This window comes from Vibrio sp. 10N.222.55.A1 (assembly GCF_041473835.1).
Lineage (GTDB): Bacteria > Pseudomonadota > Gammaproteobacteria > Enterobacterales > Vibrionaceae > Vibrio > Vibrio crassostreae_C.
The window spans coordinates 12,435-25,764 of the sequence record NZ_JBFRSX010000087.1; the positions used below are offsets into that span (position 1 = coordinate 12,435).

Annotated in this window: 14 protein-coding genes; 12 read left to right on the top strand and 2 right to left on the bottom strand. The window is 43.4% G+C overall.

From position 1 onward, the window contains the following. Positions 1–111: 111 nt before the first annotated feature. The 6 genes from AB4493_RS20765 to AB4493_RS20790 all read left to right on the top strand — a co-directional run bounded on the left by AB4493_RS20765 (position 112) and on the right by AB4493_RS20790 (position 4,599). Entirely contained in the window at positions 112–483 is a 372-nt protein-coding gene (locus AB4493_RS20765) for a GntR family transcriptional regulator (protein WP_017060587.1), read from the top strand. Further along, entirely contained in the window at positions 480–1,334 is an 855-nt protein-coding gene (locus AB4493_RS20770; protein WP_017072200.1) for an ABC transporter ATP-binding protein, read from the top strand. Before AB4493_RS20765 ends, AB4493_RS20770 begins: the two co-directional genes overlap by 4 nt. Beyond that, a complete protein-coding gene (locus AB4493_RS20775) occupies positions 1,334–2,191 on the top strand; it encodes a hypothetical protein (RefSeq protein WP_372123580.1) in 858 nt (285 codons plus the stop codon). The genes AB4493_RS20770 and AB4493_RS20775 overlap by 1 nt, the downstream gene beginning before the upstream one ends. A gap of 965 nt (positions 2,192–3,156) precedes the next feature. Next, positions 3,157–3,444, top strand: a complete 288-nt coding sequence (locus tag AB4493_RS20780) for a putative quinol monooxygenase (RefSeq protein WP_102555884.1) — start codon at positions 3,157–3,159, stop codon at positions 3,442–3,444. Then, positions 3,444–3,998 (top strand): nucleotidyltransferase family protein, encoded by a 555-nt coding sequence (locus AB4493_RS20785; protein WP_229648242.1) that lies wholly within the window; start codon positions 3,444–3,446, stop codon positions 3,996–3,998. Before AB4493_RS20780 ends, AB4493_RS20785 begins: the two co-directional genes overlap by 1 nt. Positions 3,999–4,161: 163 nt before the next feature. Next, positions 4,162–4,599, top strand: a complete 438-nt coding sequence (locus tag AB4493_RS20790) for a bifunctional diaminohydroxyphosphoribosylaminopyrimidine deaminase/5-amino-6-(5-phosphoribosylamino)uracil reductase RibD (RefSeq protein WP_371725209.1) — start codon at positions 4,162–4,164, stop codon at positions 4,597–4,599. Positions 4,600–4,616: 17 nt separating this feature from the next. Here AB4493_RS20790 and AB4493_RS20795 read toward each other — a convergent pair whose 3' ends face one another. Beyond that, positions 4,617–5,069: an NUDIX pyrophosphatase gene (locus AB4493_RS20795; RefSeq protein WP_017060581.1), complete on the bottom strand. Its 453-nt coding sequence runs from the start codon at positions 5,067–5,069 to the stop codon at positions 4,617–4,619. Positions 5,070–5,360: 291 nt separating this feature from the next. Here AB4493_RS20795 and AB4493_RS20800 point away from each other — a divergent pair, with 291 nt between their 5' ends. The 5 genes from AB4493_RS20800 (at position 5,361) to AB4493_RS20820 (ending at position 11,543) form a co-directional block, all read left to right on the top strand. Further along, positions 5,361–7,073 carry a pseudouridine synthase gene (locus tag AB4493_RS20800; RefSeq protein WP_372155750.1) on the top strand — a complete coding sequence of 571 codons (1,713 nt, stop codon included), beginning with the start codon at positions 5,361–5,363 and terminating at the stop codon, positions 7,071–7,073. Positions 7,074–7,229: 156 nt separating this feature from the next. Beyond that, entirely contained in the window at positions 7,230–7,610 is a 381-nt protein-coding gene (locus AB4493_RS20805) for a hypothetical protein (RefSeq protein ID WP_372138114.1), read from the top strand. 221 nt (positions 7,611–7,831) lie between these two features. After that, positions 7,832–8,689 carry an ABC transporter substrate-binding protein gene (locus tag AB4493_RS20810; protein ID WP_102394170.1) on the top strand — a complete coding sequence of 286 codons (858 nt, stop codon included), beginning with the start codon at positions 7,832–7,834 and terminating at the stop codon, positions 8,687–8,689. Next, positions 8,679–10,172, top strand: coding sequence for a methyl-accepting chemotaxis protein (locus AB4493_RS20815; protein WP_240698176.1), 1,494 nt, complete (start codon positions 8,679–8,681; stop codon positions 10,170–10,172). The genes AB4493_RS20810 and AB4493_RS20815 overlap by 11 nt, the downstream gene beginning before the upstream one ends. A 210-nt stretch (positions 10,173–10,382) precedes the next feature. Next, positions 10,383–11,543, top strand: coding sequence for a multidrug effflux MFS transporter (locus tag AB4493_RS20820; RefSeq protein WP_372155760.1), 1,161 nt, complete (start codon positions 10,383–10,385; stop codon positions 11,541–11,543). A gap of 64 nt (positions 11,544–11,607) precedes the next feature. Here the strand turns inward: AB4493_RS20820 and AB4493_RS20825 are convergent, their stop codons facing one another. Further along, positions 11,608–12,564 (bottom strand): GlxA family transcriptional regulator, encoded by a 957-nt coding sequence (locus AB4493_RS20825; RefSeq protein ID WP_372155752.1) that lies wholly within the window; start codon positions 12,562–12,564, stop codon positions 11,608–11,610. A gap of 89 nt (positions 12,565–12,653) precedes the next feature. Between AB4493_RS20825 and AB4493_RS20830 the strand changes: the two genes are divergently transcribed. Further along, positions 12,654–13,214, top strand: coding sequence for a cysteine hydrolase family protein (locus tag AB4493_RS20830; RefSeq protein ID WP_372155754.1), 561 nt, complete (start codon positions 12,654–12,656; stop codon positions 13,212–13,214). The last annotated feature ends 116 nt before the right edge of the window (positions 13,215–13,330 follow it).

Here is a 13,330-nt window from a genome sequence, read left to right on the forward strand (position 1 = left end):
AACGTGCTTTATCTAAACATAAAAATACCCGATGCACTTTCATAAAATCCTTGCCAACTCGAATAAATAGGTTAGTGTTATACACATGTATATCACCATGCAGTTTTAATTATGACCGAATGGAAAGACGACCAGCCGATCTTTAGGCAGCTTGCCGCCAAGATCAGTGACCAAATTCTTCAGGGTGTTTGGCTAGAGCTACAAGCATTGCCCTCTGTGCGTGCGGTTGCCGCCGATCTCAAGATCAACCACCTTACTGTCATGAAAAGCTACCAGTTACTGGTGGATGAAGGCTTGGTAGAGAAAAAACGCGGCCAAGGCATGTATGTGGCCGAAGGGGCACTTCAAAAATTGAAAGAGTCCGCACACCAATCATTCATCAACACACAGATCCCAGCCATCGCTGAGACGCTAAGCATCATTGATATGAGTGTCGAAGAACTCGTGAAACAACTAGCACAACATATAAAGGACAAGTCATGAGTACTTTACTTTCCGTGAAAAACGTAACCAAAACCTATTCAAATCAAGTGGGTGTCGAGAACATCAGCTTTGAGTTAAAACCGGGGCAAGTGCTTGGACTGCTGGGCCACAATGGCGCAGGTAAATCGACTCTGATCAAATCACTGCTTGGTGGACACAACTATCAAGGTGAGATTGAAGTAAACGGCTACCACCCTATCCACCAGCACGCAGAGCTCATGCAGCACTTGTCGTACATCTCAGATGTTAACGTGTTACCAGAGTGGATGACGGTTAAACAACTACTTCGATACACACAAGGTGTGCACCCTAGCTTCAACAAGCAAAAAGCAGAACAGACATTAAGCAGCACCAACATTAAGTTGTCTTCTACTATCAAGCAGCTTTCTAAAGGGATGAAAGTACAACTTCACCTTGCGATCATCATCGCGACTGACACTCAAGTGTTGATCTTAGATGAGCCTACACTGGGCTTAGATTTGCTGTACCGCGATACTTTTTATCGCCACCTACTAGAATGGTTTCACGACGGTGAACGCGCCATGATCATTGCAAGCCATGAGGTTTCAGAAATTGAACACCTATTAACGGATGTACTGATTTTGAAGCAAGGTCATTGTGTACTGCAAAAAAGCATGGAAGACATCGAAAGCGACTATTTCATTATTGAAGTCGCAAACAACCATTCAAGCGAGATTCAGAAACTCAACCCACTGACCTCACAATCAGGGCTAGGCACTACTAAGTGGTTATTGGAAGGTCAATACAAAGCGCAAGTTGAATCACTGGGTAACATCTATAACGTTGGTCTCGCAGATCTATTCCTTGCAACACAGACGGAGAAGGCATAATGCATCCAAGTTTTTACATGCTAGAAAAAGAACTCATCGAGCACAAAATTAACACTCGATTGCCTCTGTTTGTCGCGTTATGTGGTTTCTTACTGTTCGTTAGTCTGTTCTTCAATGGCGCAGCGCAGCATGAGTTTTTCTTCGAAATGCAAGTGAACGGTGACGTGAGCGACATCCACAGAGAGTTCGCACAAGACCTCAACTCAGTGATCTACTTTGGCGCGGGCCTTATTTCACTGATCCTATCAACGCTTTACATCCCTAAAACGCTGCGTAAAGAGCGCCAAGAAGGCAGTTCGATGTTTTGGAGAAGTATGCCGGTATCTAACGCAATGACTCACGGTGTGAAACTCGGCTTCGGTTTAGTGGTGATTCCGGCTATCTGTGCATTGTTAGTACTGTTCGCAGATTTTCTATTCTGGATATTGAACGTCTCAAGTGAACAACAACTGGCGCTATTGGTTGAACAACAATCTCTGTTTTATGTGCTGAGCAACTGGGTCGTGTTTTTTGGACGAATGATGTTAGTTGCACTGGTTTTATTGCCACTGGCAACCGTCACTCTAGCGATTTCGCAGCTGGTAAACTCTCCATTGCTTGTCATTTTCATCTCAAGCTATGCGATTAAGTTCCTCTCTGTCGCAGTGTTTGGGTTCTATGGCATCAATGACTTCCTAACTCTCATCGCGTCATTACCAATGAATGTACTCATAGCAAGCAACCCATTAAGTGCGATTGCAGAAGCGCCGATTTTATCTTTAGGTATTTACGCACTGATCGGTGTTGGTGGCTATCTACTGAGCCTAAAGCTAAATAGAACGGACGATGTGAGCTTAAAGACGCTGTTCCAACGTTAGAGTCTATCCTAAGCACGAGCCTTTATCGGGCAGTCACATCAGATATCAAAATCTAAATCAAAGCTTCTGAGAAATCGGGAGCTTTTTTATTATCAAGACGTTAACGAGTACAGGGATGCGATAACAAGGAACAAGGAACAAGGAACAAGGAACAAGGAACAAGCTTTAGTTTGGGGTAACAGGTTTAACAAACGAAGATAAACTTAGAGGAGGTATTAATGAGCTGACATTGAATTGCATTGTTGTTAATGCCTGCCAGCTCTTTGGGGATGATTTCTTTAGTCGCCGACCAGATGAAGGTCCTTGAGAGTGCTAATGAAATCGATTTGTTGCGTTTTACATTTGATTAAGCTTTTCAGCTTTTTTTTATCTTAAAGCTTTACGATTTAAAGCTTATTTCTTTGAAGCTTCTTTCGCTGTGTCTTTCCAGTATTGGATGCGAACGCGATGAAGCTGTGCTCTTCTCATTTTTTTCATAAGGGATATTTCCTTTTCTTTAACTGCTCTTCATGAGCTATTTTTATTGCCAACCATTCGAATCTAACGGTGTTTGATGTCCAGATCAATGATACAAATCACAAAATTTATAGAGTTTTGAGTACCATTTACATCAAAGTATGACCTAGATATCAACTATGGCTCAATTCAATCCTATGAGCCGCTCTTCAAAATTAAGGTTAGTTCTCTCAGATGACAAATTCATTTCAGTATCAATACAGTTCAATGATACTAATTTAATAGACCGGACCAACGCGGATTTAGTTCCAACGTCTTATTTTTTATTGCTCACATCGCCCCTAAAGTTACGCTGTAACCAACGATGTATTCAATGTGAACAATTAATCGCCACATTAGCCTATACGTCACAACATCAAAATGGGATTATGTTTGTAACGGGTAAAGCTTTTTATAGAAAAAAGCCGTAGTGGACAAAATTAAATAGACGTAATTAAATGGACGTAATTATGAGTAAAGTAATTCTGCAAGGGCATATTCTAGTGCCAGACAACGACCTAAAAGCCGTCACACAAGCCTTGATTGTACACAAAGAACTGACACTGGAAGAACCTGGTTGTATCGTGTTTCGAGTCAGTCAAAGCACGCTTCAACCTAATCGCTTTGAAGTGTATGAAGAATTCACTAGCCGAGAAGCATTCGAAGCGCACCAACAGCGAGTCAAAGCCTCTGAATGGGGTGAAATCTCCCAGAACGTGACACGTCACTACCAAGTCACCGACGTTCCGACATCATAATGATACATCCGCTAGCCAACCACATCGTCACGTTGATCAAACAAGATCCCTTACGAATGCAGGTTTTAGACTGTGTCGCTCACCTGGATTTGCCGCAGTGCTATGTTGCTGCGGGCTTTGTGAGAAACCTCGTTTGGGATCACCTACATGGTTATGCCTCCCCGACTCCACTCAATGATATTGATGTGATCTACTTTGATCCCATTGATACCTCTTACGAATCGGATCTTCGATACGAGGCTCAGCTTAAACAACGGTTACCTGAATTGAATTGGCAAGTTCGCAATCAAGCCAACATGCACACCAGAAATGGGGATGAGTCTTACCAAAGCTCATTGGATGCGATGAGTTACTGGCCAGAGAAAGAGACCGCAGTGGCCGTAAAGCAAAGCCTCAATGGAGACATCGAATGTATTTCGTCTTTTGGTTTAGAGAGTTTGTTTGATTTGCAAATCACACCCAACCCAAAGCGTAACCGAGATATCTTTGATCAAAGAGTACAATCCAAGAACTGGCTGACCCAGTGGTCCAAGTTAACGATTAGTCACAGTTAACTAGCTTTCGAATTCAAAGCTAAAACCATTGACTAAAAGCCCAATCAGATCGAACATGCCCCCACTTGTTAGCTTATTAATTTATTAGCTTAGTAACTAATCAACTCATCAACCGCACGCGACCACTAACTGCTGCGCTCTCTCGTCATACTGAGTAACGACCATGAACCAACAATACATGCAGCAAGCTCTTGAAGCTTCGCGCCAAGCCCTACCCGATTGCCAACCAAACCCGCCAGTAGGGTGTGTTTTGGTGAAAGACGATAAGGTGGTGTCTGTTGGATACACGCAAAAAGTCGGCGGAAACCACGCCGAGGTTGAAGCACTCAATAACTATAACGACAAAACGGACGGAACAATGGAAGGGGTTACCGCTTACGTAACTTTAGAGCCATGTTCGTTTGTCGGCAGAACACCCGCTTGCGCCAATACATTGGTTAAAGCAGGTGTAAAACACGTAGTCGTGGCGATGCTAGACCCAGACCCTCGTAATAATGGTCGTGGAGTTGCCATCCTTGAATCGCACGGCGTGAAGGTGGATGTGGGGTTATGCCAAGCGCAAGTGAGCGCCTTTTTAACCCCTTACCTTGGTAAGTCCTAGATCTTAAACAGCCAGTATTAGTTCAATTTCACTCGATAAAGCGGATTGACTGGCTTATCGACAAAATACGACCAAATATGATCGTAGACGGCATGTTGGTTGGGGAACGGCGCTAACGCTTTTGCTTCTTCTAAATTACACCAGCGGTACTCGGTGTGTTCGTCATTCAGTTCAATCGCTTGGTTGGGTGGGCATAGCACCGCAAACACAGGGATTAGCTGAATCACATTCACGTGCGCCTCATAAAACTGCTCCAGAAACTGCGCGTTATACAAAGCTTCCACTTTAATTTGGGTCTCTTCTTCAAACTCGCGCACGATAGCCTGCCAGCCTGTTTCACCCGCTTCAATCGAGCCTGCGACGTGACACCAAAACTCACCTTTAACACGCTTCATTAATAGCATTTTCATTTGTCCGTCGCTCTCTGAAATAGCGACACCGGAAACAATCGAAGTATTGAGTGGAATCATAACGTTACCTTAGTTTTAATAAGAGGGCGGCAAGGCTACCACCCTTGGTTTGTTAGATTGTCTTCTATGATTAAAAACGAGAAGTTACTCATCAATTAATGGCGTTCAAGCCATAACTCATGGGTTCAGTGTTAACCATCTAGCTTAGCTATCCTGTAATAGAACCATTTCTTATTTGAGGCGTATTTCGATAAAGAGTAGAATCGCCGCCTTGTACTGTGTTTAAAGCCTTTAAACATACACAGTAGACTCACAACCATTTATCACCACGATATAAGTATTAATACGACTATGCACTCATCAAAACCAACGCACGACTCAGAAAACAGCCACACACCTGAGCATTGCTTCACTCGTTTTCAACAGCCGATCGAGTCATATTCGTTGCCTGAGCGTTTCACATTCCCGTTCTACTACGAACCGCACCCATTGTGTGAAATCGCTTCTCATCAGCTTCAACAATATCTAGAAACTCAAACCGACTGGCAGCATGACTTCGGACTTGATACTGACGCTGGTCGCGGCAAAATGTTTGGTGTGTTATTGGTGAAAAGCCCTGAAGGTGAATTGGGGTACTTCTCTGCTTTTTCAGGGAAAATCGCCGACCAGAACCTATTGCCCCACTTTGTGCCACCAGTATTTGACATGCTCAGCAGCGACAGTTTTTTCCATCAAGATACTGCCGACATGATGGCTGTGAATGCAAAATTCAAAGCACTACAAGCTAACGCAGAATACCTTGAGTTGTGCGAGCAACTGGCGCAGCAAAAAACGCAAGCTGAGCAAGAAATTGAAGCTCAACGTCTATTGATTATTGAAGGCCGAAAAACGCGTAAAGAACAACGTGAACAAGGTAAAGAAAACCTTGATGAGCAAGCCTTCGAGCAATTGAACAATGAGTTAAACAAGGCCAGTGTTGCCGACAAGAACCAGCAGAAGTACCTAAAACTCAACTGGGAACAGACCCTGCAAGTATTGCAGGCTAAAGTTGATGTTTTCACAACTCAACTGGCTGAGCTAAAAGAGCAAAGAGCACACATTTCTCATCAGCTTCAACACAAGCTGTTTTCACAATACGCTTTCCAAAATGCGGAAGGAAACGTTGAAGACCTTAACCAGATCTTTGAAAACACGCCAAACAAGATACCACCAGCAGGCTCTGGCGAATGCGCTGCGCCTAAATTGCTGCAATACGCGTACTTAAATGGTTACACACCATTGGCATTGGCTGAATTTTGGTGGGGTCGTTCACCGAAATCTGAAATCCGAAAGCACAAGAAATACTACGCCTCTTGCCAAAGTAAGTGTGTACCGATTTTAGGCCATATGATGAAAGGTCTAGAAGTCGATCCAAACCCATTGCTAGAGAACCCTGCTGAAGGCAAAGAGCTGGATATTCTGTTCCAAGATGAGCACATCGTTGTAATACACAAGCCGGCAGGTTTTCTATCCGTGCCGGGTAAAACCATCAAAGATTCCGCCTACACACGTGTTCAAGAAATGCATCCCGACGTTGAAGGACCATTTGTTATTCACCGCTTAGACATGGCAACCTCGGGTATTCTAATTTTCGCTCTCACACGACGTGCGAACAAGAGCTTGCAGAAGCAGTTCATTACTCGTGAAGTCGAAAAGCGATACGTGGCAATGATTGAAGGCGTTCTAGCAGAAGATGAAGGCTATGTTCGACTGCCATTGCGTGGTGATTTGTATGACCGCCCTCGTCAGATTGTCTGCTTCGAACACGGCAAGCCTGCAGAAACCAAATGGGAAGTGATTGAGCGAAACGAGCAAACCACTAAGGTCTACCTGCACCCTAGAACAGGGCGTACACATCAGTTGCGTGTTCACTGTTCACATGAAGAAGGCCTTAACATGCCTATCGTCGGTGATGGCCTATATGGCAATAAAGCCGACCGATTGCACTTACACGCGGAAAGACTTGCGCTGCACCACCCGGTGACCAAAGAGTGGATGGAGTTTCAGTTCGACGCCGAATTCTAAAATATCTCATTAATAACGAGTCTTAATGAAAGGAGCCACAACGCTTGTGGCTCCTACCTCTTTTGGGTATATATCCGCGCTTATTGCACTACATCAAGATTCACTTTGTTGTGAAGAGTAGCATGCCCACCTTCTTCTCTCCTTGAGGCCTTTGATATGTCATCAGCTGCTTTGAACTTACAACCTAACAAACTGACTTCCCCATTAATTGCGACTCAAGCACCAAGCTTGAAGCCACTTACACCCAAAAAGCCAGACTTAAACTCGGCAATGCTTAACTTAATTGAAGAAGTTAAAAACGAACTCCCACTTTACGAGTCAGAGACGTTTATCTGTGGTCCAAAAGGAAATTGCTCGGGTTGCTCTAAGAAACTACTTGAGATGGTCGACAGCGAGTTAATGTATTGGGAGCACAGTATTTCCATTGGCCAAGGCCCTAACTTCGAAGAACTGCGCCGCTTTGGTAAACTATGCAGCAGCGTTCGACGCGGTTTAGAGCGTAACGGTTTAGTCGAAAAGCGCCCAAAGAAAAGATAACAAGCCAACTCGATAATCATTACAATGTGTCGCTGGCGATTACAAGCTACCCTGATTGGGCTGGAAACCTATATTTACATGCTTATATTTCAGATCCGACCTTGCATTAAATTACCCATACAAAACGAGAGAAAAGTCACAATGTGGCGTTAATTTCGTATCAAAATAGCACATGGTAACCGATATTACCGCCACTTAATCACACGCCTATAGAACCAAGAATGTTTCGCTCCATTTTTACTTTTTTGATACTTATTTTTAGTACTTGCCAAATAACTTACGCTGAACCTTTAAGATTGCCAGGTAAACCGAATGACAAAAAACTGCACCTTACTTTGGTTCAAGAAATTGTTAATCGCTCGAGCCGATTCGATGAAATCGAGTTTGTCTATCAAGCAACAGGGGAACCTGCTCAATCAAGAGTTATGGCGGATTTAGAGTCGGGAGAGATTGACCTTTATTGGTCAGCGACCAGTCTCGACATGGAAAAACGCTTTGCTCCAATATTGTTCCCTATATATCGAGGAATGCTTGGTATGCGAATCGGATTAATTCATGAAAAAGATAAACAATTACTCGCAAACGTAAGATCTAAAGCGGATTTCACGCGCTTTAAAGTTTGTTCAGGGAAAACATGGCCAGACACATTCATTCTTGATGCCAATGGTATAAAAACCGCTAAATCGCTTAAATATCCAAATATTTTTGAGATGATGCTTGCTGGTAATCGGTGCCACTTGTTTGCTCGTGGTGTCATGGAACCATTTGCAGAAATGCAATCATACCCAGAACTACCTTTAGCTGTTGATAGTCATGTCATGCTCCGCTATCGCATGCCATATATGCTCTTTGTCCAAAAAGAAAACACAAAACTTCAGCAACACATCACAGAAGTGGTTGAAGAAATTTTCGCTGATGGCACCTATGAGAAACTCTTTTTCGAAGACTCCGAAGTAAGAATGGCGCTCTCACGGGCCAACCTTTCAGAGCGAACTATTATCGATCTTGAAAATCCATATCTGACCGAAGACACCCGCTCTATCCCAGAAAAATATTTCTTTGATCCGCTTGCCAACTGAGTACATTTTTATGAACCAAATAACAAAAAAAATGGTTTTACTGATCGCTGCAGTGATGCTTATTGTTGCTGCTATCGCTTTGCCAATCCAATTTATGATTAACCAATCAAACGTTACTGATAAATCTTCACAAGAAATCCAGCGTATAACCTCTGAATTAAGTGTGATATTGCAAGAACCTGTTTATGCATACGATAAGACACTGATACTTAATATCATTGAAGCGTATTCAAATAATGACGTAATCGCAAACATTCAAGTGCTCGATCAAAATAACAACATATTAGGTAGTGTTAATCCACGTGACATTGATGAATCCTCATCGATGGCTATTTCATGGGATTCATTGCCTATCGGTAAAGTTAATGTTGGTTTTAACCATGATGTGACGAATGCTAATTTAATGAACTCTATGCAACTTGCGATTAGTATTTTGCTTTGCATATTTATTGCTAGCCTGATTCTGATTTCCATAGTCCTCGATAGAAAAGTCGTCAGGCCCATCAAAAACATGGCTGATTCAATGAATGAAATTGCTTCTGGTGGAGGAGACCTCACTTCACGTGTTGCGGAAGTAGGCAATGATGAAGTCACATCACTTGCGAAAGCATTCAACCAATTCGTTGCTACTATTCAATCTATCATTCTCGAAACATCGAACACGACCAAACTGTTGGATAAGAGTGGCCACGGTATATCGCAACTACGTGATGAAATGAACCAACAAAGCCAACGACAATCTTTGTTAACTCAAGAAAGTTTGCACAGCATTGAGCAATTTGATTTAGCAACCAAAGAAATTGCTGTTCATACGGAAAATACGCTGTATCAATCAAATGATGCACTCGAGCTTTGTCAGCAAAGTGGTCACACAATCGATATCAATGAACGTAATATTGATGACTTGGTCGTAAGTCTGGAAAGTGCAGCGGAATGTGCGAATTCACTAAAAGTAAGCAGTGATGATATAGGTCGAGTGATTGTAGTCATCAAAGCGATTGCGGAACAAACTAATTTATTGGCATTGAATGCAGCTATTGAAGCGGCACGGGCCGGTGAGTCTGGCCGTGGTTTTGCGGTTGTTGCGGATGAAGTGCGCTCATTAGCGTCTAAAACCCATGATTCAACCAATGAAATTGAATCTATTATTGAACGCCTACAAAAAGAAGCAAACGAGTCATTTGTTGCAACACAGAGCTCGAAAGCTTTAGTGGAGCAAACAAAAACCAGCGCAGATGAAATACAGCAAGCACTATCGAGCATTATCTCTTCCGTAACGTCCATCAATGGCATGGTAGATTCTGTTGCATCCGCCTGCGAAGAGCAGTCAAACGTTAGTTCAAAAGTCGCAAATGACATGCAGTCTCTTGATAGTAGTGCAAAAGAACTAGTTAACGTGAATGACGATTTGGCAAACGTATCCAATGATATCTTGACGCAAACTACTGTCCTCTCCACTCAGATTGCTAAATTTAAGTTCTAAGTATACCCTCAAGCCAGCATAGGTACTTGCTGGCTTGAACCTTTCAACTCGATGTTAAACATTTAGAGGTCACAAATCCTTGCTGATTTTAGAGCTTTGAGATAACTAATCATACAAAACCTAAAGATACTATCACACCAATTAAAAACCTATTTTGGACAACGGAGAGCCACCTTGAAGAGACCACAACCAGTACTGGGAAAGACCGGTATGCTATTTTTTCTCGTCATAATAAGTGCTTTCCCTCCATTGACCATCGACCTTTACCTACCTGCGCTTCCGCAGATGGTCGAGGTGTTTAATACTGACCGCTCAATGGTCAACCTAACCCTGAGCAGCTACTTCGTTACTTACGCTATAGGTCTTTTGTTCTGGGGGCCGCTCAGCGAAAAATTTGGTCGTAAGCCGATCCTATTAATTGGATTAGCGGGTTATATGGTCGCGAGCATATTGTGCGCGATGACCAATAGCATCGAACAGCTAATTGGCGCTCGTGTATTCCAAGCCTTTGCTGGTAGTGCTATCACCGTTATCGCTACTGCCATCGTAAAAGATCTTTATGATGGGCGAGAACGTGAAAAGATCATGGCGACTATCATGTCACTGGTGATCATCGCGCCAATGGTTGCGCCTGTACTTGGTGCCTTTCTACTGAAAATTGCGTCTTGGCGAATGATGTTCGTCACCCTCGCCATTTTTGGTGCATTTGCGTCAGTTTTAGCTTGCTGCTATCGAGAAACACTCGAAACCAAATACCAAGGTTCTATGTTCCGCTCATGGGGAAGAATGGGCGTGGTCATGAAAAACCGCTCGTTCCTCAAGCTGCTGGTCATTTTCTCTATCATACCGATGGCATTGATGGGCTTTCTTGCGGCGGGTTCTTATATCTACATCGATCGCTTTGGATTGACCGAACAACAGTTTAGCTACGCATTCGCATTCAATGCATTGTGCGCCTCATTTGGTCCAACAATTTACATGAAGTTGTCCTACCGAATGCCGGTTCAAAAGGTCATCTCAGGGTGCTTTGCTTTATTAGCGCTTGCGGGCATCTTCACCCTAACCATTGGTGACCTGTCCCCTTGGTTCTTTATGTTCATCGCTGCACCAGCGACACTGATGGCGATCATCATGCGAGTACCGGGTACCAACTTGATGTTGAACCAACAAGATCATGACACAGGCTCTGCCGTCGCACTGATACAGTTCTTCAGCATGATTTGTGGTTCGCTTGGTATGATATTAGTTTCAATACGCCCAGAGTCACTGATTGAAAACCTAGGCTTTATTCAATTATCCATCGGTACGCTAGGCGGCCTGATGTGGCTAATGGTCAGAAACAAAGAGTTCGTGACTCATAAGCTGAATTAAGCCCTTCCAAGATAATCACTGACAGTATGATTCGATAAACCTGAGGAATGGTGACTAATTAAAATCATTCCTCTGATAGAAATCTAGAGCGAAACCTTGATGGTGTTAAGCCGATGATTTTCATAAAGACTTTTCGAAAGCTATTTACGTCCTCATAGCCAACTAGGTAGCTAATCTGCTCAACTGGTTTGTGCGAGCTTTCTAATAACTCGCATGCACTTTGAATACGCACGTGTTGGATATAATTGATAGGCGTAAAACTGGTCGCTTTGGTAAATTGTCGGATAAAGGTTCTTCGTGTCATGAAGGCTTCTTCCGCCAATTGATCGAGCGACAAAGGGAGATGATGATGCTTCTGAATAAAACGCTGCACCGACACAATCTTGTCATTGCCGTGAGCATAATTCGGCACAAAACTCTGATAGTAGCGCTGCTCTCTCAAACCCGTATCAAGCACTAGGTATTTACCGAGATTACGAGTATTGGTCGGCGTCGTATATTTAGTCAGGATAAACAGAGCCAGATCCATCCACGACATCAAACCACCTGCGGTGATAATGTCAGCATCATCGATCAAGATTTTGTCGACATCAACATCGACCTCAGCATACTGCTCCGAAAACTGTTGCTGCGCTTTCCAATGCGTTGTCACGGTTCGTCCTTGCAACAAACCCGTTCCCGCCAAAATAAACACGCCCGCGCAAGCAGAACACAGGATCGCCCCACGTTGATGAGACTGCACAAGGTAGTCCAACAGCCCTTCATCTGGCTCTAGGTAGTATCTGCCATCTAAGTTTGGCGGCACTAGAATAATGTCGGTCTTTGAGTTCTCAAGTGATTCGTTGGTCGACTTAGACAAGTCGTCATGAGGCTTAATTTCAACATGAAACTGAACCTGCTCATTGGAAGACTCAATGCCATTAGCCAACTGAAGAAACTCTTTCACTCCAAACACGGCACTTTGCAAAGAGCCTGGGTAGTCGATGATTTCGACCATAATTGATTTTGTCACTATTGCCATAGAGTCCGTCATTTTTGACGTGCGATAAAAACTACAGAGTATTCATAATATCCCTACACCGCAACACACCAAATACAAAGGTATAGACTATGAAGAACACTGCATTACTACTTATCGACTTTCAAAATGACTATTTCCCTTCATACGAGGATGCAAAGTGGACACTGTCTGAAACAGAAAAGGCAGCCGAAAAAGGTGCTCAGTTATTACAGGCTTTCAGAGACAAGCAACTACCAATCGTTCATGTGCGCCATGAATTTTCAACCAACGAAGCACCCTTCTTCTTGCCAGATTCAGACGGTGCTCAAATCCACAACAGCGTGACTCCGCTAGAGGGTGAACCTGTTATCGTAAAGCATCAAATCAATAGCTTTAGAGATACTGAACTGAACAAGGTGCTAAAAGATCAAGGCATTGAGAAACTGATCATCGTTGGCGCAATGAGCCACATGTGTATTGATGCTGTGACTCGTGCAGCTACCGATTTAGGCTACGAATGCCACGTAGCGCATGATGCTTGCACAACCTTAGACATGGAATTCAACGGTGTTAAGGTTCCCGCTGCGCATGTCCATGCGGCATTTATGGCCGCACTGAGCTTTGGTTACGGCAATGTCGCGACCGCTAGCGAGCTTGAAAGCCAACTTTAATAAAGCTCAAAACCGTCCACAATGGCGGTTTTGTCTATATTCAAATCAGAATTAGCTTCCAAACAATTCGTTCAGGCGCAAAAAAGGCCCCTGTCGGAGCCTTCTTATCAAAATCA